The organism is Pelagimonas phthalicica, from assembly GCF_004364805.1.
Taxonomy (GTDB): domain Bacteria; phylum Pseudomonadota; class Alphaproteobacteria; order Rhodobacterales; family Rhodobacteraceae; genus Pelagimonas; species Pelagimonas phthalicica.
In genome coordinates, this window is record NZ_SOAP01000004.1 from 128,961 (window position 1) to 152,739 (window position 23,779).

At 59.1% G+C, this 23,779-nt stretch carries 21 protein-coding genes; 7 read left to right on the forward strand and 14 right to left on the reverse strand.

Translation table 11 applies throughout. The annotated features are described in order from the left end of the window. Positions 1-6 precede the first annotated feature (6 nt). Together CLV87_RS21265 and rimO are read right to left on the reverse strand one after the other, a co-directional pair. Positions 7-843, reverse strand: coding sequence for a hypothetical protein (locus CLV87_RS21265; RefSeq protein WP_099248167.1), 837 nt, complete (start codon positions 841-843; stop codon positions 7-9). A 123-nt stretch (positions 844-966) separates the two neighbouring features. Further along, complete coding sequence (rimO, locus tag CLV87_RS21270; protein ID WP_099248165.1) at positions 967-2,349, reverse strand: 30S ribosomal protein S12 methylthiotransferase RimO; 1,383 nt, start codon at positions 2,347-2,349, stop codon at positions 967-969. A gap of 104 nt (positions 2,350-2,453) precedes the next feature. Between rimO and CLV87_RS21275 the strand changes: the two genes are divergently transcribed. Beyond that, positions 2,454-4,523, forward strand: coding sequence for a hypothetical protein (locus CLV87_RS21275; RefSeq protein ID WP_133840870.1), 2,070 nt, complete (start codon positions 2,454-2,456; stop codon positions 4,521-4,523). On the opposite strand, the gene CLV87_RS21280 is transcribed toward CLV87_RS21275, so the two are convergent. After that, positions 4,520-5,116: a LysE family translocator gene (locus CLV87_RS21280; RefSeq protein WP_166652823.1), complete on the reverse strand. Its 597-nt coding sequence runs from the start codon at positions 5,114-5,116 to the stop codon at positions 4,520-4,522. The two genes, CLV87_RS21275 and CLV87_RS21280, sit on opposite strands and share 4 nt — an antisense overlap. A 94-nt stretch (positions 5,117-5,210) precedes the next feature. Between CLV87_RS21280 and CLV87_RS21285 the strand changes: the two genes are divergently transcribed. Beyond that, complete coding sequence (locus CLV87_RS21285; protein ID WP_166652824.1) at positions 5,211-6,101, forward strand: LysR family transcriptional regulator; 891 nt, start codon at positions 5,211-5,213, stop codon at positions 6,099-6,101. A gap of 55 nt (positions 6,102-6,156) precedes the next feature. Here CLV87_RS21285 and CLV87_RS21290 read toward each other — a convergent pair whose 3' ends face one another. Further along, entirely contained in the window at positions 6,157-6,741 is a 585-nt protein-coding gene (locus tag CLV87_RS21290) for a GcrA family cell cycle regulator (protein WP_099248159.1), read from the reverse strand. A 117-nt stretch (positions 6,742-6,858) separates the two neighbouring features. Between CLV87_RS21290 and CLV87_RS21295 the strand changes: the two genes are divergently transcribed. Beyond that, positions 6,859-7,680 (forward strand): ABC transporter permease, encoded by an 822-nt coding sequence (locus CLV87_RS21295; protein ID WP_099248157.1) that lies wholly within the window; start codon positions 6,859-6,861, stop codon positions 7,678-7,680. Here CLV87_RS21295 and CLV87_RS21300 read toward each other — a convergent pair. After that, positions 7,670-8,554, reverse strand: coding sequence for a LysR substrate-binding domain-containing protein (locus CLV87_RS21300; protein WP_099248155.1), 885 nt, complete (start codon positions 8,552-8,554; stop codon positions 7,670-7,672). The two genes, CLV87_RS21295 and CLV87_RS21300, sit on opposite strands and share 11 nt — an antisense overlap. A 100-nt stretch (positions 8,555-8,654) precedes the next feature. Here CLV87_RS21300 and CLV87_RS21305 point away from each other — a divergent pair, with 100 nt between their 5' ends. Next, complete coding sequence (locus CLV87_RS21305; RefSeq protein ID WP_099248153.1) at positions 8,655-9,869, forward strand: acyl-CoA dehydrogenase; 1,215 nt, start codon at positions 8,655-8,657, stop codon at positions 9,867-9,869. 239 nt (positions 9,870-10,108) lie between these two features. On the opposite strand, the gene CLV87_RS21310 is transcribed toward CLV87_RS21305, so the two are convergent. From CLV87_RS21310 to CLV87_RS21330, 5 genes are all read right to left on the reverse strand, one after another. Next, positions 10,109-11,380 (reverse strand): amylo-alpha-1,6-glucosidase, encoded by a 1,272-nt coding sequence (locus tag CLV87_RS21310; protein WP_099249271.1) that lies wholly within the window; start codon positions 11,378-11,380, stop codon positions 10,109-10,111. A gap of 20 nt (positions 11,381-11,400) precedes the next feature. Further along, complete coding sequence (locus CLV87_RS21315; protein ID WP_099248151.1) at positions 11,401-12,441, reverse strand: ABC transporter ATP-binding protein; 1,041 nt, start codon at positions 12,439-12,441, stop codon at positions 11,401-11,403. Positions 12,442-12,454: 13 nt separating this feature from the next. Next, entirely contained in the window at positions 12,455-13,270 is an 816-nt protein-coding gene (locus CLV87_RS21320) for a carbohydrate ABC transporter permease (RefSeq protein ID WP_099248149.1), read from the reverse strand. Next, positions 13,267-14,112 carry a carbohydrate ABC transporter permease gene (locus tag CLV87_RS21325; RefSeq protein ID WP_099248147.1) on the reverse strand — a complete coding sequence of 282 codons (846 nt, stop codon included), beginning with the start codon at positions 14,110-14,112 and terminating at the stop codon, positions 13,267-13,269. Before CLV87_RS21325 ends, CLV87_RS21320 begins: the two co-directional genes overlap by 4 nt. Before the next feature lie 76 nt (positions 14,113-14,188). Continuing rightward, positions 14,189-15,454 (reverse strand): ABC transporter substrate-binding protein, encoded by a 1,266-nt coding sequence (locus CLV87_RS21330; RefSeq protein ID WP_099249269.1) that lies wholly within the window; start codon positions 15,452-15,454, stop codon positions 14,189-14,191. Between the two features lie 229 nt (positions 15,455-15,683). Here CLV87_RS21330 and CLV87_RS21335 point away from each other — a divergent pair, with 229 nt between their 5' ends. Continuing rightward, positions 15,684-16,697 (forward strand): LacI family DNA-binding transcriptional regulator, encoded by a 1,014-nt coding sequence (locus CLV87_RS21335; protein ID WP_099248145.1) that lies wholly within the window; start codon positions 15,684-15,686, stop codon positions 16,695-16,697. A gap of 183 nt (positions 16,698-16,880) precedes the next feature. On the opposite strand, the gene CLV87_RS21340 is transcribed toward CLV87_RS21335, so the two are convergent. Then, positions 16,881-17,915, reverse strand: a complete 1,035-nt coding sequence (locus CLV87_RS21340; RefSeq protein WP_099248143.1) for an AraC family transcriptional regulator — start codon at positions 17,913-17,915, stop codon at positions 16,881-16,883. Between the two features lie 113 nt (positions 17,916-18,028). On the opposite strand from CLV87_RS21340, the gene CLV87_RS21345 reads away from it, so the two are divergent. Next, on the forward strand, positions 18,029-19,786 hold the full coding sequence (locus tag CLV87_RS21345; protein WP_099248141.1) for an acyl-CoA dehydrogenase: 1,758 nt from the start codon (positions 18,029-18,031) through the stop codon (positions 19,784-19,786). A 17-nt stretch (positions 19,787-19,803) separates the two neighbouring features. Continuing rightward, the gene (locus CLV87_RS21350) at positions 19,804-20,604 is read left to right on the forward strand and encodes a crotonase/enoyl-CoA hydratase family protein (RefSeq protein WP_208293362.1); all 801 of its coding nucleotides are present in this window, start codon (positions 19,804-19,806) and stop codon (positions 20,602-20,604) included. Positions 20,605-20,753: 149 nt separating this feature from the next. Here CLV87_RS21350 and CLV87_RS21355 read toward each other — a convergent pair whose 3' ends face one another. The 3 genes from CLV87_RS21355 to CLV87_RS21365 form a co-directional block, all read right to left on the reverse strand. Then, a complete protein-coding gene (locus CLV87_RS21355; RefSeq protein WP_099248137.1) occupies positions 20,754-21,665 on the reverse strand; it encodes a LysR family transcriptional regulator in 912 nt (303 codons plus the stop codon). Between the two features lie 74 nt (positions 21,666-21,739). Then, positions 21,740-22,786, reverse strand: coding sequence for an ABC transporter ATP-binding protein (locus tag CLV87_RS21360; protein ID WP_099248135.1), 1,047 nt, complete (start codon positions 22,784-22,786; stop codon positions 21,740-21,742). Beyond that, a complete protein-coding gene (locus CLV87_RS21365; RefSeq protein ID WP_099248133.1) occupies positions 22,783-23,775 on the reverse strand; it encodes an ABC transporter ATP-binding protein in 993 nt (330 codons plus the stop codon). Before CLV87_RS21365 ends, CLV87_RS21360 begins: the two co-directional genes overlap by 4 nt. Positions 23,776-23,779 lie beyond the last annotated feature (4 nt).

The window sequence follows — 23,779 nt, forward strand, 5'->3', positions numbered from 1 at the left end:
TTTCTCTCAGGTCAAAAGCTCATTCTTAACGACATCCAAAAGCGCTGCTTTTTGTGCAGGGTTGACCTGCGCGATGCATCTGTCTGCCACCAGCTCCAAAGCCAACACTTTGGCGTCAGCTGTCGTGGCTTGACAGGCTTGCTCCATCGCAAAGACCCGTCGCATCGTATTGCGGTGCGAGCCAAACGCCGCCCTGATTTTCACATCCTTGAACTGCTTGGGTGACTGAAACCGGCTGAAGACCCACCAAAAGATCGGGTTGTTCACCTCGATCCCATAAGACACCAGCCTGAGCGACAGATCATACACGCGCTCAAGCTCATCGCGGCAGGACAAGACCGCGATGCCGAGCACCTTGATCGTGTTGCTATTGCTGTTGAACAGGTAGGGCGTCATCTGGCGCGGGTTCAAACCGTCCACCTCAGCAATCGCCGCCTCTGCCCAATCTTTGGCCCGCACGCCACCGGCCAAAAGATCCAGGTTCATGGCCACATTCAGATAGGAAAACACCAGATGCGTCCGATCCTTGCGCAACCCGTATCCGACCGGCATTTCGCGCACCTTGGGCCAGATCGACCACATCCTTTCAGACCGCGCCTTGGCCACCGCAACATCCACCTGCTCGATCACCTTATGAGACCCGGCAATCAGAGCATAGAAATGATCAAAGGACGTCAAAGCGCTGTCCGTTTCCAACGCATCCAGCACAATCAACTGCTCGGTCAAATCCTCAGGCCGCGTGGATTTCTTGTAAATCAAGCGCCGCGCCGCTTTGCGCCTTTGACGGGGCGGCATCGCGGCCAAAGCTTTCAATACCGCTTCGCCTGTTTGATCTGTATACATGTCAAACTCTTATCCGAATTCATGGCAGAAACATATGTGTTCCCACCTGGGTTCCAATACGCAGCTTATGTCTAAGAATTATGATGGGCAGAAAATTGCCCTAGCGGGAGGGGGAGGGGGAGGTTAAACCAACCGCCCCCAAAGGTCATATTCTCCGGCCTCATCCACCTCAACCTTGACAATCTGGCCGGGTTTCAACGCCTCCGCGCCCTCATCAATGAACAGGTTACCGTCAATTTCTGGCGCGTCTGCTTTGGTGCGACAGGTGGCGATGCCATCCTCGTCCACATCATCCACGATCACATCCATCACCTGACCAACCTTGGCCGCCAGTTTCGCCTCGGAAATGGCCTGCGCCTTTTCCATGAACCGATCCCAGCGCTCTTGCTTGACCTCTTCGGGCACATGATCGGGCAGATCGTTTGAGCGCGCGCCATCGACGTTTTCGTACTGAAAACACCCAACCCGGTCGAGCTGCGCCTCGTCCAGCCAATCCAGCAGGGTCTGGAACTCACCCTCGGTCTCGCCGGGATAGCCGACGATAAAAGTGCTGCGCAGGGTGATGTCGGGGCAAATGTCACGCCATTCCGCGATACGGTCCAAGGTCCGCTCAGCCGCTGCCGGGCGCGCCATGCGTTTCAACGTCTCGGGATGGGCATGTTGGAACGGGATATCCAGATAGGGCAGGATCAGCCCGTCGGCCATCAGCGGAATGATCTCGCGCACATGCGGATAGGGGTAGACATAGTGCAACCGCACCCAGGCCCCAAGCTGCCCAAGATCGCGCGCCAAAGCCGTGATCGGCTTGTCCATTGGCCGCGTGCCGGGCGGAACACCGCGCTTGAAATCCACCCCATAGGCCGAGGTATCCTGGCTGATCACCAGCAGTTCCTGCACACCTGCCTCAACCAGCTTTTCCGCCTCGCGGATCACGGCATTATGCGGGCGCGACACCAAGCGCCCGCGCATATCAGGGATGATGCAGAATTTGCACTTGTGATTACAGCCCTCGGAGATCTTGAGATAGCTGAAATGGCGCGGCGTCAGGCTGACGCTTGAGGCGGGCAGCAGATCGACAAACGGGTCCGGATCGGGCGGCACCACATCATGCACCGCATCCAGCACCTGTTCATATTGATGTGGCCCGGTCACCGCCTGCACTTTGGGATGCACGCCGGTGATATATTCCGGGTCCGCCCCCAAACAGCCGGTCACAATCACCTTGCCGTTTTCCTTCAGCGCCTCGCCAATCGCCTCAAGGCTTTCGGCCTTGGCACTGTCCAGAAACCCGCAGGTGTTCACAATCACCGCATCCGCACCGCTGTAATCGGGCGAAATTCCATAGCCCTCGGCGCGCAGCCGGGTGAGGATACGTTCGCTATCCACCAGCGCTTTGGGGCAACCAAGCGAGACCATGCCGATTGAGGGCTGGCCATCACGGCGCGTGTCACCAAGTTGCGCACGAGGGGCGAGATCGGGGCGGAGATCGGGCGGATTCTGAACCATGCGAGGGCTAATAGCGCGAGGTTCGGCGCGGGGAAAGGGTTTTGGTTGCGCGCCGGGGTATGGCGGCTAGGCTGGGGGCGAGATTTGAGCAAAGTGATTTCGTGATGAGTGATTATACCGTGACTTTGGATGAGATTGAGGGCGACGAGCCTTGGACAGCTGCCGAGCAGCGGTTGATTGAGGAGGCGCATTCGGGGGGCGTCCGGTTTGCGGATGAGGTGCCCGAGACCGCAACCGACGAAAACACCATCCGCGCCGCCCTGATCCGCCATGTGGTGCTGGGTGGCTGCGCCAAGTGCCGAGTGAGTGAGAAATCGGTCAAGGTTGCGGGAGCTTGGGTCACTGGCAGACTGGATCTTGAAGGATGTGACACCAGAAATGATCTGGTTTTGTTTGATTGTAACATGGACCAAGCGCCGCTCCTTCGGGATGCACATCTGGGTGCGGTCTATTTGTCTGGCAGTCATATGCCGGGGCTGGATGCCATCAGGCTCAAAACTAACCACAACATCCAGTTAGGTCAGGGCTTCGAATCCAAGGGACCTATAGACCTAAGCGCTGCGCAAATTGGCGGGCAATTTGCTTGTTCGGGCGGGAGATTTGAAAATCCCGAGGGCGACGCGATAATGGCTGACTCCATCTATGTGCAAGCCAGCCTTTTCTTTCGAGACGGGTTCTCTGCTGCAGGACGGGTGAACTTGTCGCACGCTACGATAGGTGGGCAAGTGGATTGCTCTGGCGGTACCTTTGAAAACCTTGAAGGTGATGCAATAGCTGCCAATGCCATATCAATCGGAGCCAGTCTTTTCTTGGGCGAAGGGTTTGAAGCCAGAGGGCGGGTTAATTTGACCCGTGCCGAGATTGTAGGCCAAGTAGCTTGTATCCGGGGGCGTTTCGAAAACCTCACAGGTGTAGCCTTAGTAGGCGATTCTATGTCCATAGGAGACAGCCTATTCCTAAGCGAAGGGTTTTCCGCCAAAGGGCAAGTAGTTTTGACTAACACAAGGATTGGCGGCCAAATGGCTTGCGTCGGTGGAGAGTTCTCGAACCCCTTCGGCGATGCGTTGACCGCAGACTCCATTTCGATCCGAACTGACCTTTTCCTAAGCATAGGGTTTTATGCCTCAGGGCGGGTGGACTTGGTGCGGGCAGACATTGGTGGCAACCTCATCTGTGTAGACGGCACATTTGACGGAGGGTTTGATGGCGAGGCGATGCGGGTGAAAGCCGGGTTCTTTTGGCGTGGAGTTGAAAAGGTCAGCGGCACCATCAACCTCACCGATGCCCATGTCGCCCGATTAGAGGATGATCTGGCCAGTTGGCAAATGGCCGACAAACTCATCCTGCACGGGTTTCGCTATGATCGCACTACTGGAGAGATGCCGTTAGAGGAGCGTTTGGCTTGGTTGGATCAAAAGTGGGAGCGCGACATCCCACCAGGACTTTCTGCAACTGTACGAGAATTTGGCAAAGGCGATCCTTTCTTCAAAGCTTATTTGCCAGAAAGCTACGGCAAAGATTTTGACCCGCAACCCTTTACGCAATTGGCGCGGCATCTTACAGCAAATGGTCAACCTTTCAGTGCCAGAATCGTTCGCCTCGAACGTGAAAAGCGGGAGCGAAGCGCCGAGCTTAGAAAGGCACTTGCTGCAGTCGATTTTAGCCTCTCGACAGAGGTAAATTTGATCTTTGTTATGCTTCGCAACGGCCTGGCGAGTTCGATTGCCTCGCTTTTCGATTGGCTGACCGACCTAATAAAAGCTACTGTTTTCTTTTTGCTGGTGTTTGCCTTCAACTGGATTGTTTACTCTCGAGCCTATGAACTTCACCAAATGGCACCGACATCAGACGTTGTACTAACGTCTACGGACTGGATCGAGCACGTTGGGTTGGTTGACGGCCAACTAGATAACGTCGCTTCTCCCACTTTGAAGGAATGGAACGAAAGTAAAACCGCGCAGGATTACACCACCTTCAACGCCGCGCTCTACGCGCTTGACCTTTTCATCCCGCTGGATGCATTGGGGCAAGAGGCGGCCTGGGCTCCTTCCCCCGCCCGTGGCTTGTGGGGAAAGATCGGATTTGCGACTGGGTGGATAACGCAAATGCTGGGCTGGGTCTTTACCGCCATCACCGCCGCCGCGCTGACCGGGTTTGTGGGGCGCAAAGATTAACTGCGCGCCCATTGCCACAGGAACAGCCCTACCAGGGTGATCAGCACCGATCCCATGGCGCGGCAGAGCAGGCGCATTTGGGCGGGGGTTTGGATCACGCGGGCCAGTTGTGCGCCGAACACCGCCCAGACGCCCACCCCGATGAAACACAAAAGCGACCAAAGCGCGATGACCACATAGAGGTCAGCGGTGCCCGGGCGCAGGTTGAACAGCGACAGCGCCGCCAGAATCGCCCCCCACGCCTTGGGGTTCAGCCATTGCAGCAGCGCCCCTTGCAGGAACCCGGGAACGGGTTGGTCAGCCCCCTGCTGCAAAGCGTCGGCGCGAAACAAAGGCAGCGCGATATAGAGGATCAACGCGGCTCCGGCCAGGGTCATCCCATCGGTGAACACGCTCGCCCCCTCGGGCAAAGCCGCCAGCCCAAGCCCCAGGATCAGCAACAGCCCGGCAAAGCCAATCGTCGCGCCACTGACAAAGGCAACGGTCTTGGCCACCCCGTTTTGCAACCCCGAGGCCAAGGTGATCACATTCACCGGCCCGGGCACAAAAGACATGGTAAAGGCAAACAAAGCGATGGGCAGCAGGCTGGGCATGGGATCTCCGTTCAGACATCCGCGCACTCTATTGCGCCGCGCTTTGGCACAAAATATGTTGCAATTTGATCTTACTGTTCGGCAAAGCGATGCAATGAGCCTTGAGCACCTGAAATCCATGGGCGTTTTCGCCGAGGTTGCCAGCAGCGGTTCCTTTCGAGGTGCGGCGCGGGCCTTGGAAATGACGCCCTCTTCGGTCGCCTACCATGTGCAACAGCTCGAGGAGCGGCTGGGCACGCCCCTGCTCTATCGCAGCACCCGTAAGCTCAGCCTGACCGAAGCCGGGCAGCGCTTGGCCGAGGCCGCGCAATCCATGCGCCACATGGCGGATATCGGCATGCAGGGGGCGGCCTCTGGTGCCGAACAGCTTCAAGGCGCGCTTCATATTTCCCTCACGGTTTCACTGTTACGCTCGCCCATCAGCTGCGCACTGGCGCGTTTTCAACAGCAAAACCCGGATGTCGCCCTGCGTTTAACCTATAGCGATGCTGCGCATGACCTGATTGCGGATCGTATTGATCTGGCACTGCGGGTTGGCACGCTGGACAGTTCCGCCCTGAAATGCCGCCGGATCTGGACCATGCAAAGGGCGCTGGTCGCCTCCCCCGATTTGTTGGCCCGACACAAGCCGATCCAACATCCCAATGACCTGGCCACAATCCCCTGGGTCAAACATGCCAACCTCCCCGAAAAGCGGCGTTTCACCTCCGCCACAGGGGAAACGCGGGACGTGCTTCAATACGGCGCGCTCAAGGTCGACAATATCGAGGCCATGGTGGATCTGGCGGTGAATGGCATGGCCCTCGCCTCCCCCCCGCGCCACTATATCGAAGCGCAGCTGCGCGACGGCAGCCTCGTCGAGATCCTCTCCGATTGGAAATTGGCCGAGATCCCGGTTCAAGCGATCTGGCCGGATACCAAGGTGGAAAACCCGCTGACACGGGCGTTCCTCATGGTCTTGGCGGCCGAGACCGGAATAAAGTAGAGCAACAAAAAAGGGCGCAACCTTGTGCGCCCTCGTTCATCCCAGTCACCCAAAATCAGCGGCGACGGTCGCGACGCGCGCTCATGGGTTGGAAGGCGACGCCGACATGGGCCTCGCAATAGGGTTTGCCTTGCTGGACGGGCAGACCACAGAACCAGAAATCATCGGTGGCCGGGTCACCCACGGGCCATTTGCAGGTCCGCTCGGTCAGCTCCATCAATGTCAGCTTCTTGGCTTTCTTCTCGACCTCGCTCACGCGGGCCAGAGCCTCGGGAGAGATTTCGTTGGCCGATGGCTGGGGTGGCAGCGGTTGGCCCGCTGGAATGATCTGCTTGCGCGCGGGCACAGGGGCCGGAGCCGCCGGAGCGGCCGCTGCTGGCTCGGGCTTGGGCGCTGGTTTTGGCTTGGGCGCAGCTTCGGCCTTGGGCTTTGGTGCTGGCTTGGGCTTTGGCTCTGCCTTGGCTTTGGCCTTGGCGTCGCCACCACCGGAACCGGCGCGGTTGGACAGGCCCAGACGATGCACCTTGCCGATCACCGCATTGCGGGTCACCCCGCCGAGTTCCTTGGCAATCTGGCTGGCAGATTGACCTTCTCCCCACATCTTTTTGAGCAGCTCGACGCGTTCATCGGTCCAGGACATCGCATATTCCCACTGAAAAAGCGGCCCCCCTTGGGACCGCCTGTCGTTTATTGAGTTCGCCCTATTCTAATCATTGCGAAACAAGTTACAAGGCGGCCCAGAAACCAAGAGGCCGCAATGTCACAGTCGAATCTGCAAAATCCTAGCTTTCAGCCCGGAAATCGACGTTTTGGAGCCGTGAACTGGCTTGGGCTGCAAACCCTGGCCAAGCGCGAGATCCTGCGATTCCTCAATGTCTGGACGCAAACCTTGCTGGCCCCTTTAGTGACGGCCGGGCTGTTCATGCTGATTTTCACCATCGCCATCGGGTCGAAACGCGGTGATGTGATGGGGGTTCCTTTCTCTTCCTTTATCGCACCCGGCATTCTGATGATGACCGTGATCCAGAACGCCTTTGCCAATACCTCCAGCTCTTTGGTTATCACCAAGGTGCAAGGCAATATCGTTGATACGCTGATGCCGCCGCTTTCGGCGCTTGAACTGGTGCTGGGTTATCTGGCAGGGGGCGTCACCCGGGGCATTATTGTCGCCATTGCCATTGGGCTGGCGCAGTGGCTGGTGCTGGGCATAGTGCCCGCTCACCCGCTGGTGGCACTGCTCTTTGTGATCATCGGCGCGGCGTTTTTGTCGGCGCTTGGCATGTTGGCCGGGATCATCGCCAACAAATTCGACCAGATGGCCGCGATCACCAACTTTATCGTCACGCCTTTGGCGTTCCTGTCCGGCACCTTTTATTCGGTCGAGGCATTGCCGCCGGTGCTGTACCAGATCACCCATCTCAACCCGGTCTTTTACCTGATCGACGGGGTGCGCTGGGGTGTTCTTGGAATCTCTGACAGCTCGCCTGTGCTTGGGTTTGTCGTCGCTTTGGGGGCCACCTTGGCCGCTTGCACACTGGCTTGGGTCTGGTTCAACCGGGGCTATCGGCTCAAAGCGTAAAGCGTTCGGCGCTGGCTTCGGTCAACCAATCGCGAAAGGCCACCAAGGCCGGGTAATCCGCCCGCGCCTCCGGCCAAAGCAGATAATATGCGCCGACCGCCACGGGCTGTGTGTCTTTGGCAATCTGCAACCCGTCCGGCAATGCTTCGGGCCGCGCCAGATAGTCAGGCACCAGCGCCACGCCCAAGCCCGCTTGGGCGGCGCGCAGCATGGTGCCAAACTGATCCACCACCATGGCTGGACGACCCGGCGCTGGCAGGGATTGCGTTTCAAACCAGCTGGGCCAGGCATCGGGGCGCGTTTCGATTTGCAGGCGTGGCAGATGCGCCATCTCGTTCTGCGCCAACAGGTCCGGTGTCGCCACGGCGATCATGTGCTCATCCCACAGCTTGAGCACCTCTACCCCCGGCCAACCGCCCTGCCCGTGCAGAATCGCGGCGTGAAAGTTTTGCTCTGCAAAATCAAACGGGGCGAGGCGGGTCGACATGTTCACGCTGATCCCCGGATGCTGTCGCAAAAACCCCGGCAGGCGCGGGGCCAGCCAATGGGTGCCCAGACTGGGCAAACAGGCCAGGTTCAACGCGCCACCATCGGGGTTTGTCTGCAAGGCAATCGTCGCGGTCTGGATCTGTGCCAACGCCCCGCGCACCTCGGCTGCATAGGCCGCCCCCCGCGCCGTGACCCGCAACCTCTTGCGATCACGCTCAAAAAGCACGCGCCCTGTCAGCGCCTCAAGCTTGGCAATCTGGCGGCTGACGGCGCTTTGGGTCAGGTCCAGCTCATGCGCCGCATCCGTGACCGAGCCCAACCGAGCCACAGCTTCAAAGGCGGTGAGCCAGGACAAGGGCGGCAAATGGCGGCGTGACAGGGACATATCATTCCTTTTCGGAATGAACTCATGCCAGAATTTTGTTTTGAGGTCCAGATTGCTGCGTTTATGTCATGATAAACCCGAAATTCCGAAAGGCCCCACCATGTCCTTAGATCTGTCGCCCCAATCGCAACCCGGCTTGTCCAGCTTTTCCTGGGAAGATCCCTTCTTGATGGAAAACCAGCTGCAAGAAGACGAGCGCATGATCCGCGACAGCGCCAAGGCCTATGCGCAGGACAAGCTGATGGCGCGGGTGACCGACGCCTTTGCCAAAGAGGAAACCGACCCCGAGATTTTCCGCGAAATGGGTGAGATGGGCCTGCTCGGCACCACCATCCCCGAGGAATATGGCGGGCTGGGTGCGGGCTATGTCGCCTATGGTCTTGTGGCGCGCGAGGTTGAGCGTGTGGATAGCGGCTATCGCTCGATGATGTCTGTGCAAAGCTCGCTGGTGATGTATCCCATCTATGCCTATGGCACCCCGGAGCAGCGCCAGAAATATCTGCCCAAACTGGCCAGCGGCGAATATATCGGCTGCTTTGGCCTGACCGAGCCGGATGCAGGGTCAGACCCGGGCAGCATGAAGACCACCGCCAAAAAGGTGGATGGCGGCTATGTACTGAACGGCACCAAGATGTGGATTTCCAACGCGCCCATCGCCGATGTCTTTGTGGTCTGGGCGAAATCCGACGGGCATGATGGCAAGATCAAGGGCTTTGTGCTGGAAAAAGGCATGAAGGGCCTGAGCGCGCCCAAGATTGAAGGCAAACAATCCCTGCGCGCCTCAATCACCGGCGAGATTGTTATGGACAATGTCGAAGTCTCCGAAGACGCCCTGCTGCCGAATGTATCTGGTTTGAAAGGCCCGTTTGGCTGTCTCAACCGCGCCCGTTATGGCATCAGCTGGGGGGCCATGGGGGCCGCCGAAGATTGCTGGCATCGCGCCTTGCAATATGGTTTGGACCGCAAACAATTCGGCAAACCACTGGCGCAAACGCAGCTGTTCCAGCTGAAACTGGCCAATATGCAGACCGAAATTGCGCTTGGCTTGCAAGCCTCGCTGCGCGTTGGCCGCCTGATGGACGAAGCCCAGGCCGCGCCCGAGATGATCTCGATCGTCAAGCGCAACAATTGCGGCAAAGCCCTTGAGATCGCGCGCCACGCCCGCGACATGCATGGCGGCAACGGCATCAGCCAGGAATTCCACGTCATCCGTCACATGGTGAACCTGGAAACGGTGAACACCTATGAAGGCACCCATGATGTGCACGCCTTGATCCTGGGCCGTGCGCAGACCGGGCTTCAAGCGTTTTTCTAAAGCTCGTCAAAGAGCTGGATGTGAAAAGGGGCCGCTTGGCCCTTTTTCTTCGCGATGAATTGGAAAGCTTAGACGTGTGATCGTCGTCCCGCGGGTTGGCGATGAAACTTCCGTTTCTGCCACTTTATCCCAGCAAAATTCTATCCTACATCCGTGTTCACCAAAACGTGCCAAAATCGCCATCCCGGGGGGCGGGACGGCGATCACGCGGCGGCCCAAGGGCCTTGATTCCGCGTGTGTCACTCCAACTGCGTCTGTGAAATGAACTCGATCACCATAGCCGCCGTCCAGGTAAAACGCGTCCCTCCGCAGGGCTCCCCGCTTTTGGGATCATAATATTCGGCGAACCCGCTTTGCTCGATCAGTTTGACGCTGCTCTGCGCGATGCGCTGTGCCACCGCCGTTTGCCCAGCGCGGCTGAGCCCGTCGCTGATCATGTAATTCACGATCAACCAGGCGGGACCACGCCAGTAGCGCTTGCCATCATAATCAGACGAGGCCGGATCGTGGCTTGGCACCAGATAATTGACCAGCTCCGCGATCTTTGTGATCCGCTCGGCGATGATGGCGGCGCGCTCGGACGGGATCTGGGCAAAAGCCGCCAGCAAACCACCGACCGAGGGGCTGTCGATCAGCTCGCCCAGCACCCGATCCTGACAGAGATACTGCCCATGCGCATCGCTCCACAGCGTGTCCATGGCCGCGATCCCTTTGCCAGCCTGCGCGCGCGAGCTTTCAGCGACCTCCACCTCGCCCAAAGCATCAGCCAAATCCGCCAGATCCATGCAAGAGCGAAGCAAGATCCCGTTAAAGCCAGGGTCAACAACCTGAAACGGCGAAGCATCATGCAGTTTGGAGTTGTCCCAGTCCAGGCTGCGGAACAGTTGCACCAGCCAGATATACCGCTCATATTGCGCCTGGGTTGGGCGGTGATCCGCATCCGCATGTTGCAGATCACGGCGGATAAAGGGCAAGACGCCGTCGGTCGGCACCCTCTCAAAGGCCGCATCCCAATCAACCGAGTTGTCGCGCCCGGATTCCCAAGGATGCAGGATGGCCACAAGCCCAGTGCCTTGCGGATCGCGATTGGCAAAGAACCAATCATGCCAGGCCTTGACCTTTGGCAGCAGCGCGCGGGCCTTGGCATCGGCCAGCTCGCGATCCTTGGCCCGATCAAACAGGCGCTTGATCGCAAACCCGGCCACGGCGGGCTGGGTGATCCCGGATGTAGGCACATCGCGCCCCGTGGCCCAGACATCGGGGCCGGGGAAATAGCCATCATCTTCCTTATGGAAGATGATATGCGGCACCATCCCGTCCTCCCATTGATGGGCAAACAAGGTCTCGATCTCGCGCCAGGCGCGTTCCTCATCAAAATAGGCCTGCCCCAGCGCAGTCAGGCAGCTGTCCCAATTCCATTGGAACGGATAAAGCCCATGGGTCGGAACCGTATAGGTGCCAAGATCGTTTTCGCGCAGAATCTCTGACGCGTTTTGCAAGAGCGATTGCATGTTATCTGTATCCTTGATCGTCATTTGACGGCGATTTGTGTGTCAGGGTCGAACCAGCGGATGCGGTCCTGCATCGGGGCCAGGGTCAGCGTGTCACCCATGGAGACTCGCAGATCACTATCCAGCACGGCGCGAAACAGCTTACCCTCAACCTCGCAGGTCACCAGCAAATGCGCGCCCAGCGGCTCGACCACTTTGGCCGTAGCGGTGAGCCCGGTTTCAGACAGGGTCATATCCTCGGGGCGAATGGCAAATTCCAGCGGCTTGTTGGCCGACGGCCCGGCAAAGCTCTGCCCGGCCACCAGAAACTGCCCCGCCCCTTGCGGTGTGGCATCGAGGAAATTCATCGGCGGGTTGCCGATAAAGCCCGCCACAAACCGCTCTGCCGGATCGCGATAGACATCGATGGGCGACGCCGCCTGTACAATCCGCCCCTCATGCATGACGCTGATGCGGTCGGCCATGGACATGGCTTCGACCTGATCATGGGTCACGTAAATCGCAGTGGTGTTGCTTTCAGCCAGCACGCCCTTGAGCTCGGCACGCATCTCCATGCGCAACAGCGCATCAAGGTTGGACAGCGGCTCATCCATCAGGATCACATCAGGTTCCATCGCGAGCGCGCGGGCCACGGCAACACGCTGGCGCTGACCGCCGGACAATTCACCGGAATAGCGTTTCAGCAACTGGTCGATATGCATCAGCCCGGCAGTGCGCTCGACCCGGCGCGTCACCTCATCATTGGGCAGTTTTTGCATCCGCAAACCAAAGCCGATATTTTCGAACACAGTCAGATGCGGAAACACCGCATAGTTCTGAAACACCATGGCGATGCCGCGATCTTTGGGCGGCAGGTGGTCAATGCGTTTGCCACCGATCCAGACCTCGCCCTCTGTGGCGGTTTCCAGCCCTGCAATGATGCGCAGCAGGGTGGATTTCCCGCAGCCCGAAGCCCCGAGCAGCACCATGAATTCCTGATCCGCAATGGTGAGGTTGATGTCATGCAGCGCCTGGTATTCCCCAAACCGCTTGGCGACGTTTTTGATTTCGATAACAGCCATTTCAGTCTCCGGCTTAGCGGTTGGCGATGCCCCACATCGCAAACAGGTATTTGCGAACGGCAAAGATGAAGATCAGCGCGGGCACAACAAGGATGAAGCCACCGGCGAATTTCAGATGCAGCGGGGAGGTGTCGAGGTTTTGCAAAAGGAAGGCGGTCAGGGTGCGGTTTTCGATTGTGAGAACCGCCGCCGCAAAGACTTCGTTCCATGAGATGACAAAGGCAAAGATCGCCGATGCGGTGATGCCGGGCAGGATCAGCGGCAAAACAACCTTGGTAAAGGCGGTCAGACGCGTGCAACCCAGGGTCCAGGCCGCCTCTTCCAGCTCAAGCGGGATGCCCGAGAAGAGAGAGAAGGTGATCAGCACCGAGAAGGGGATTGCCAATGTTGTATGCACCAGCGCGAGACCGAAAACAGTGTCGTCCAGCCCGGTGCGAATGAACATCACCGCCAAAGGCAGCGCCAGCAAGGGCAAGGGAAAGGCCCGCGTCAGCAGGATCAACAGACGGAACAATCCTTTGCCGGGAAAGTCGAACCGCGACAGGGCATAACCCGCAGGCGCGCCAATCAGGATCGACATGATCATGGTCATGCCCGCCACCAGGATCGAATTCTTGAGCGCGGTCAGCATCCCGGCAAACCCAGCAAAGAATTGCAGCGAGCCCAGGTCGAATTCCGGAACGAAACTCTTGGGGAAACTGTTCACCGTATCTGGCGAGCTGAGCGTGTTGATCAGCAGGAAATACAGCGGAACGATAACCCAGGCGCAGAGCAGAATGACCGAGGCGGTATAAAGGAACCGCCCGCTGGATTGGGTTTGAGCGTTCATATCGTGGCTCCTTTCGGGACACGCAGGGCGCGCATGATGATCAGGGTGAAGGCGATGGAAATCGCGAGGATGATCAGCGCCATCGCCGCCGCCGCACCATTGTTGAGCAGGTCAAACTGATAGGCATAGGTTTCGCCCATAAGGACCGGGAACAGGGTGCCGCCCAGCGCCGCAACAACGGCAAAGATCTCAAAGGCGAGGATCACGCGCAGCACCAAAGCGGTCTGCAAACTGGGGCGCAGCAAAGGTAGTGTGACACGGGTAAAGCGTTTCCAAGGTGACGCCCCAAAGACCTCGGCAGCCTCATAATATTCCTTGGGGATCAATCCGATACCCGCCACAAGGATCACCAGCATGATCGCAGTTGCGCGCCAGATCTCGGCCAGGGCAATGGCCAGGAACACGATGCCGGGGTTCTGATAGCTCAGGAAATTGGTCGGCCGGTCAATGGCGCCAACCGCCTGCATCATCGAGTTGAGGAAGCCGGATTGCTCAAAGATCGCGAGCCAGATGATCCCTGCCGCCAAATCGGAAATCCCCAGCGGGATCGTCCAGACATAAAGGATCAGATCACGACCCTTTTTCATACGGTTGACCATGGTGGCCATCAGCAGCGCCAGGGCCAGTTGCACCGGCACAACCGCGGCGGCCAACAACATGGTGTTTTGGAAAGAGATCGGGAATTTCCAATAACCGATCACGTCTTCGAAGTTCTTCAAACTCCAGCCGCCATCGACGCTAAACGCTTGCTGTGCCACCAGAATAAACGGGTAGAGAAAGAAAAGGCACAGGAACAGCGTCACGGGCAGGATCAATAGGTAAGGGAGGTACCGCGCATTCATGGCGCTGCTCCTGTGGTCAGTTCAGATTGTCAGGGTGGGGTGTCCGGGTCATCTCTGACCCGGACGCTGCACGGGTTTATTCAACCGGGCAAGCACCTTCGGAAGGTGCATCCGGGGCCCAGCAGGGCGCACCGGTTTCGTTCATGATCGCTTCCAATGCGCCTTTCTGGTCATCCAGAACGGTGCGGATGTCCTGATTGGCCAGAACAATGCGCTCAAACGCGTCGACAAAGACACGGTTGAAGTCACCGCCTTTGGAGCCCAGACCCGCAGGCAGCAGACCCGGATTGGCATCAGCCGCGCCGCTCATCTTGGCCACGGCACCACCGGCAGCCTGAACGGCAGGCGGCAGATCATCAGGCAGCGCCACATCAACAACCGGGAAGAAGTTGGTTGCTTTCAGCGTCGCAATCTGGGTTTCCGGCTTGAGCATATGGGCAACCAGCGCTTTGGCGGCATCCATATCAGGCGCGGTTTTCGGGATTGCCACACCGGCAATCACAGGCATGAACCCACGACCGGTTGGGCCAGCGGGGGCTGGGAAAGCAACGAAATCATCGGGACGTTCATTAAACGCCTGCGCCAGACGCGAGGTGTGGTCAAACGCGATCCAGACATCTTCGCTCAGCAGCTGTTCCTGAAGGAAGGAGAAGTTGGTCGAGGCCGGGTTTGTATGCGCCCAAAGCTTGCGGAAATCTTCCCAAGCAGTGACCGCCGCGTCAGAGGCAAAGGTGCGCACAACGCCGTTGGTATAGGATGGGTACAAATACCCTTGGAAGAAACGGTGCTTCAGCCCTTTTGGACCAGCAGGAAAGCCGAATTTCGCTTCACCCGTCGCCTCATGCACATTGGCCGCCCAGGCGATTAGCTGCTCATAGGTCAGCGCGTCAATATCTGCGCCCTCTGGCAGGTGCTCAAGCGCCTTCTTGTTGGCCGCCATAATATAGCTTGCCTGCATCCAAGGGATGTATTGCGCATCATCGGTGCCCAGCTTGGCCAGGTTATTGAACGTGTCAGAAGAGCTCATCACGCCCAGATCGCTCAAATCAACCAGGTTTTCCGGGTCCATCGCCGAGAAATCGCCATGCAGCGCGCCCAGCACACCAATGGTGCCCGACCCGGCCTGCAATTCCGCCTGCAGACGGGTCAGCCAGGGGCCGCCATCATTGGGCTGATAATCCACTTTGTCGCTGAAATTGCCCAGCACCTGCTCGCGCATCGCCTGCGCCTCCTCAACAGGTTTGGCTTGCGTCGACCAGAACAGAACATCCGCTTGAGCAACGCTCGCGCCCATGGTGAGAGCCAAGGCTGCTGCCCCGGCCAGTTTAAATCTGTGCGTCATGTCATCCTCCCAAAGATGCATTTCCAAGAATGCGGACTCCGCCTCAGGGCACCTAGGACAAAGGGGCCGTGGTGAGTCTCTGGTTAAAGATTGGTATAACGTTATACCTTCTGTCAATTCCCTTTTTGACGTTTTTTTGGGCGAAAACCTGAACCCGCAGCTTGAAAAGCGCTAAAAAACCAGCCAAACCTTTGTGTCATTGGTTAATCGCTGCACCAAAAACAGGCCCATGGCACGCAAACCGAAACTGGAAACCGTCGCGAAAGAGGCAGGAGTCTCGACCGCCACCGCATCTCAGGTGATGCGCGGGGCGGGTCGGATTTCCGATGCGACTCGCAAAAAGGTTCTCGAGGCGGCGCATAAACTGCACTACGTGCCCGACGGGCGGGCCGCCTCGATGCGGTCGGGTATCAATCGCGAGATTGGGCTGGTCATTCACCAGATCGCCAACCCGTTCAACGCCGAGGTGATCAGCGGGGTCAGCGACCTGCTCGAGGCCGAAGGGTTCCTCGTGTCGGTTCTCGACAGCCGTGATGATGTCGAACGCCAGCGCCGCAACATTCAGGCCTTTATCCGCAATGCCCGGGGCGGGCTGCTTTGGGTGCCTGCGGATGACACCGATGACACCACCTATGATCTGTTGCGCACCCATGGCATCCCGACCGTGACCTTCCTGCGCCATCTGCCCTCGGAACCCTTTGACCATGTTGGCATTCGCGACGCCGATGCCACCCGCAAAGCGACCGAGCATCTGGCCGATCTCGGCCACCGCCACATCGCCTTTCTGGGGGGCAAGTCACGCTCTTTCGTACGAACCGAACGCATTGCCGGATACAGCGATGTCATGCAAGAGCGCGGCCTGGCCGAACCGCTGGTCTGGGACACCGAGGATGACAAGATGTCGGGGATGGAGGCCATGGTCGCCCTGCGCGCCGCCCATCCCGAGGTAACGGCGATTGTTTGCAATGGTGACATGGTGGCAATCGGGGCCTCGCTGGCCCTGCAGAAAATAGGGCAGACCCCGGGGCATGACGTGTCCATCGTTGGTTTTGACGATGTTCAGGATGCCGCTGTCTCGACCCCGCCACTGACCACCATGGCCGTCTCGCCCTATCAGCTTGGGCGCAAGCTTGCGCAGATCATGCTGGACCGGCTGCAGGCCCCCGATACGCCACCGACCGTCACCCAGGTCGCCGCCACTCTGATCACCCGATCCACAACCGGCGCGCCGCCAGCGGGCTAGCACCCTACAAATGCCATTGACCTGTTTCCCCGGATTGCTCGCAATCCGGTTTGCGCCCGACCCCGCCCCCCAGGGCGGGCGCAAATTCTAATATCCTGTCGACATGCGTTACCGTCTCGGCAATACAAAACACGCACCCAACCGCACCGCGCCCACCCTCGGGGTCGGGCGCAAACCTCTGTCTTACTCGGCATCCCCCCCCTGCGACTGCGCCCGAAACTGCGCCGGCGTCACCCCTGTCCAGCTCAAAAACGCCCGGTGAAAGCTCGCTGGGCTGGCAAATCCGGTATCCTGCGACACAGCCTCGATGCTCTTTCCCTGCGCCAAATCTCGCATTGCCAGATCACGCCGCACCCCATCCTTGATGGCCTGAAACGAGGTCCCCTCGGCACGCAAATGCCGGATCAGGCTACGCGGCGTTACGTGCAATTCCTCCGCCGCCTCGCCCAAGGTCAGCCCCATACGATCCGACAAAAGCAGGCTTTCACGGATCCGCAAGGGCAGCGCATGTTCGCGCATCGCGGTAAAGATCCAGTCCCGCGGCGCGCGTTGCAAAAACGCCCTCATATCCGCCTCTTGCCGCGAAATCGGCAGCTCGCCCAGCTCTGCCGCAATGGCCAAACGCGAGGCAGCCCCCCCAAATTGCACCGGTCCGGGGAACAAAACCGGGTAATCCTGCGCAAATCCGGGCCGCTCAAAGGCAAACCCGACCCGCGCCAGCGGGATCTCACGAAACACCAGCCAGGACGCCACCCCATGCGCCAGTTTCAGAATCAACATCTGCCCAAATCGCGACAGCTCCGCCCCCTGCACTGGCTCAATCTGCAAGACCACCTCAGTGTCAGTCATGGTAAGGATCAGCTGGCAATCATCCAGCACCAAATTCCAAAAGGTCGAAAACCGATAAAGCGCCGCGGCAAGCGATGAGGCCCCCAGAACCGAGGCACATAGATGCTTGAGCGCACCAGGCCGCACCGTCCGGCTCCACAGCCCCATCATCTCATCACCCGTCTGAGCCACAACAATCTGATAAAGCAATGTTATTTGATCATGCGTCACGCGCCCACGCCCGTCCGGATCAGCCGCTTTGATCCCGCTTTCACGCAGCATAGACCGCACCTGAGCATCGGGAAATCGCCGATACAACGCATCCAGCCAATCCTGGACAAAGGCGCGGGACACAGTTGGCAGAACCGGGGCGATAGAGCGATTGGACATAACGTAACTTTCCACGATTTGTCACTTTCTGCAAATCATGTGTCTCTAACCGCGATAGCGCCAGACCCGCGCACCCGCTAAACAACCCCGACCCCAATCCAAGGAGAGACCCCGTGAGCTTTCGCGCCCCGGTTCAGGATATCGCCTTTAATATCCAACATCTCAGCGGCTGGTCCGATCTGACCGCCCTGCCCGCCTATGCCGATTTCGACCTCGATGACGTTCAGGCCATCCTCGAAGAGTTCGGCAAATTCTGCAGCGAAGAAATTGCGCCCTTGAACAAGCCCGGCGATGAGGCCGGATCGCATTACGCCAATGGCAAGGTCACCCTGCCTGACGGGTTTGACACCGCCTATGCCAAATGCGTCGAAATGGGCTGGCCCAGCCTGCCCCACCCGGCGGAGTTTGGCGGTCAGGGCCTGCCGCGCGTTGTCGGAGCCGCCGCGACCGAGATCCTGAACGCCGCGAATATGAGCTTTGCGCTTTGCCAATTGCTGACCGACGGCGCGGTCGAAGCGCTGTTGACCGCCGGATCGGAACAGCAAAAAGCCACCTATCTGGAAAAACTGGTCTCGGGCGAATGGACCGGCACCATGAACCTGACCGAACCGCAGGCGGGCAGCGATCTGGCTCTGCTGCGCACGCAGGCGAAACCCAATGATGATGGCAGCTATGCCATCAGCGGCACCAAGATCTTTATCACCTATGGTGAACATGACATGGCGGAAAACACCATCCATCTGGTGCTTGCCCGCCTGCCCGACGCCCCCGCAGGCGTCAAAGGTATCAGCCTGTTTCTGGTGCCCAAATTCATGGTCGGCAGCGACGGTGCGATTGGCGCGCGTAACGGCGTGCGCTGCGTCAGCGTTGAACACAAACTCGGGATCAAGGCCAGCCCAACCGCCGTGCTCGAATTCAACGAGGCCACGGGTTACCTGATCGGCGAGGCCCATGCAGGCCTGCAATATATGTTCACCATGATGAATGCCGCGCGTTTCGCCGTTGGCGTGCAAGGCATCGCCATTTCCGAACGCGCCTATCAGCAAGCGCTTGGGTACGCCCAGGACCGGGTCCAGAGCCGCCCCGTCGATGGCTCAGCCCGCGAGGCTGTGCCGATCATCCAACACCCCGATGTGCGTCGGCTGCTGATGCGGATGAAATCCCTGACCGAAGGCACCCGCGCCATGGCCTGTCAGGCCGCCGCCTGGCAGGATCTGGGCCATCACCAGGGTGACAAACGCGCCTCGGCCCTGTCCGAATTTCTCACCCCGCTGGTCAAAGGTTACAGCACCGAAATGGCCGTGGATGTGGCCTCTTGCGGGGTGCAAATCCATGGCGGCATGGGCTTTATCGAGGAAACCGGGGCCGCCCAGCATTACCGCGATGCGCGCATCCTGCCGATCTATGAGGGCACCACTGCCATTCAGGCCAATGACCTTGTGGGCCGCAAAACCCTGCGCGATGGCGGCGAAACCGCACTGGCCCTGGCGACCCAGATTGCCGAGACGGAGGCGGCGTTAAACGCCGGGTCCGGCGAGGCGCGCGCTGTCGCGGCCCGTTTGACCGCCGCCCGCCAAACCTTTGAAACCGCTGTCACCTACCTGACAGAGACCGCCCCCAAGGACCCGAACGCCGCCTATGGCGCTGGGGTTCCTTTCCTCATGCTGGCGGGCAATCTGGTGGCCGGTTGGCAATTGGCCCGCGCCCTGCTCGCCGCCGAGGCCAACCGTGATCAAGACCCGCACTTCATGGCACAAAAGATCGCCACCGCCCGCTTTTACGCCGATCACATCCTGCCCGAAACGCAGACCCAACTGACCCGCATCACCGACGGGGCTGACAGCCTCGCCATGGCCGTTTTTGACGCCTGAAAGGACCTGACATGACCCTGAAAATTGATCTGACCCGGTTCAAAAACCTTGCCCTTGATCCGCAAGAGGATGGCGTTTGGATTGTCACGCTGGACCGCGCCCATAAACGCAACGCGCTAGATATCGACACGATCGAAGAGCTGGTTGATTTCTTCTCAGCCGCCCCGCGCGCCGGGGTCAAAGCCGTTGTGCTGGCCGGGGCGGGTGACCATTTCTGCGCTGGTCTCGACCTGATCGAACATCATGACCAAGACCGCAGCCCGGCCGATTTCATGCATGTCTGCCTGCGCTGGCACGAGGCGTTCAACAAGATGGAATATGGCGGCGTCCCGGTGATTGCCGCCTGTCAGGGGGCCGTCGTGGGCGGCGGGCTCGAGTTGGCCAGTTCCGCCCATATCCGCGTGATGAACGAAACCACCTATTTCGCCCTGCCCGAAGGTCAGCGCGGGCTGTTCACCGGTGGTGGGGCCACCATCCGCGTTGCCGATTTGGTCGGCAAAGATCGCATGATCGACATGATGCTAACCGGCCGCGTCTATCATGGCCAAGAGGCGATTGACCTGCATTTGGCACAATACATGGTCGAAGGATCGGTCATGGATAAGGCGCTGGAAATCGCTCGCCGCACCGCTGAAAACCTGCCGCTGACCAACTTTGCCATCTGCTCGGCCATCAGCCATATGCAAAACATGTCAGCACTGGACGCCGCCTATGCCGAGGCCGTGGTGGCCGGGGTTGTGAACACCCAGGCACCTGCGCGCGAACGCCTCGCCGCCTTTGCCGACAAATCCGCCGCGCGGGTGCGGAAAGACGCGTAAACTGGCCTCGACGAACAATAGATTTTTCGTCGTTCGAAACAGAGGTTCGCGCCCGCCCGGGAGGCAGGGTCATGCTGAAAGCATGCCTCTGGCATGAGCGCGAACCGGATCGCAAGCGAACCGGGACATTCCCCAATAACCAAAACCTCTCACCCCGACGCCGCGCGGATCTCGTTCCACAGCCGTGACAGGGTCGGCTTGGCGTTTTCAACGCTGCGATACAGCCGCACTTCCAGCTCTTCGACAAAGCTTTCATCGCCGATCTGCATCAAGCGCCCCTCATCCAGCTCTTCCCGGCACAGCTCGCGGGGCAGCCAGCCCATGCCAAACCCCTCAAGGATCATCGCCTTGACCGAAATCGCCAGCACATTGCGGTTCATCACCAGGATCTTGGGCCCGTCCATCTGGCCGCGCAGCAGGGAATCCACCACCGCGCGCAAGGCCGAGGCCGTGCCATAGGACAAAAGCGGGACAGGCTTGTTCTGCCCCTTGCCCATATGGAACAACGGCCCCTCAGCCCCGCCTTTGGCCACCGGAATGAAATCATCGCGCCCCAAGGTGATATACTCACATTGCGCTGCCTCCAGCGGGGCGAGGAAATCCATCGAGGGGTGCCAATAGGTCAGGATCACATCGCAATACCCCTGCTGCAGAGCCGAAACAAACTGATCCGCCGCCCAGGATGTCGAATTCAGGTCAATATCCAACCCGCCCTGTTCCACCAATGGCGCGATATGGGTCTTGTAATGCGTCATGTACAGCGATTGCGAGGTGGCAAATCGAATGACGTTTTCCCCCGCCGCATCAATGACCTGACAGCGCTCAATCGTTTCCTCAAAGGTGCGCAGCATCACCCGCGCCTGACTCAGAAACACTTCGCCCGCCGGTGTCAGCGACAGGGGCAAGGTCTGGCGGTTGATCAGCTTGACCCCCACCGTATCCTCCAGCGCGCGAATGCGGCGCGAAAAGGCTGGCTGCGAGACATTGCGCTCTTCGGCCGCGCGCGAGAAATTCTTCTGCGCGACCAAAGCCTCAAAATCTCTGAGCCAGATGATATCCAAAGTGGCGGTTTCCGTTTGCCTTAGGGGGACGGGATGAACCCACCCAACCTGGGTATAGGCCGCGTTTTACGGCTTCAAATTTCGGGCGACAATCGCCCCTCTTCTACTGCGTGACAAGCCACCATCGCGCCATCGGGTTGCACGATCGGGCGCGGTTTTTCCTCGCGGCAACGCGCATTGGCCGAGGCGCAGCGCGATTCAAACGGGCAGCCCGGTGGCAAATTGATCGGCGTGGGAATTTCCCCTTTCAGCCGGATATGGTTCGGCTTGTCATCCTTGAGCTGCGGCACCGCCGAAAGCAGCGCCTTGGTATAGGGATGTTTCGGGTTGGAAAACAGCGTGCGCGTATCCGCCAATTCGCAGACCGACCCGAGATAAAGCACCACAACCCGTGTGCCAAAATGCTCAACCACGCTGAGATCATGGGTGATGAACAAATAGGTCAGCCCGCGCTCTTCCTTGGCCTCAAGCATCAGGTTCAGCACCTGCGCCTGGATCGACACATCCAGCGCCGAGATCGGCTCATCCGCGATGATAAACTCCGGATCCACCGTCAAAGCGCGCGCAATGGCGATGCGCTGGCGTTGCCCGCCGGAAAATTCGTGCGGATAGCGCGAGGACCAGCTGGGATCGACCCCGACCGATTTCATCACCTCAGCCACCTTGGCCCGCACCTCGCCGCGCGACAGGCCCGGATTGTGATAGCGTACCGGCTCTTCCAGCGCTTGCTGGATGGTCATGCGCGGGTTGAGCGAGGCATAGGGGTTCTGGAAAATCATCTGCATCTTTTTGCGCAGATCCAGCAATTGCCCGCGAGATTTATTATCAATCCGCTGGCCGTCATAATGAATTTCACCCGCCGAAGGCTCCAACAGCCCCGCCACCAGCCGCGCCACGGTGGATTTGCCACAGCCGGATTCGCCAACCACACACAGCGCCTCGCCGCGCTTTACCTCAAGCGAGACATTGTTCACCGCATGGACCGAGCGTTGTTCGCGGGTAAATCGCCCGCCTTTGAACTTCAGCGTCTCCAGAAACCCCTTATCCAGATCAAAGCGTTTCTCGACATTGCGCAGCTCCAGAATGGTTTGCGTCTCAACTTCTGCTGTCAGATCCTTCATGCGCTTTCATCCTCCAGCACGGTATTGTGCAGCCGATTGACCTCGTGGCAGGCCACCTCGACGCTGGCATAAGACACGGTTTCAGGGCGTGTGCTGCGGCAATGATCCACCGCATAGGGGCAGCGCGGGTTAAAGGCGCAGCCGGTCGGGATCGCCGCCAACCCCGGCATATTGCCCGGAATTTGTTTCAACCGATGCCCGGGCAGGGTTTGCTGCGGCAACGCATTGATCAGCCCTTGGGTATAGGGGTGTTGCGGATCGTTGATGATCTCGCGCGTCTTGCCCGCCTCGATGATGCGGCCCGCATACATGACCAGCGTGCGCTCAGTCATCTGGCTGACAACGCCAAGGTCATGGGTGATCAGGATCAGCCCCACCATGTTCGAGGTGCAAAGCTCCAGCAGCAGCTCCATGATGTCGGCTTGAATGGTCACATCCAACGCCGTTGTCGGCTCATCCGCGATGATCAGTTGCGGCTCGAGCAGCAGCGCCATGGCAATGATGATCCGCTGTCGCATCCCACCCGACAGCTCATGCGGATATTGCGCCAGCCGTTCCTCCGGCGAAGGGATATAAACCTCGCGCAGCTTCATGATAGCGATCTGCTCCGCATCGGCGCGTGACAACCGGCGATGGGCTTGCAAGGTCTCAACCATCTGCTGGCCAATGGTCAGTACCGGATTCAGCGTCACCATCGGATCCTGAAAGATCATCGCCATGCGATTGCCCCGGATCGAGCGCATCTTGCGGTCGGGCAGCCCGGCGATCTCTTCGCCCTCAAACTGGATCGAGCCGCTGTCGATAAAACCCGGACGGCTGAGCAGGTTCATCAGGCTGAACCCGGTGATCGACTTGCCCGCGCCGGATTCCCCGACAATGCCCAGCCGCTCGCCCTTGCCCAGATCAAAGCTGATCTGGTCCAGCGCGGTGACAGTCTGGTCGCGCATGGCGAATTTCACCGTCAAATCTCGGACGGAAAGCAAAGACATGGCG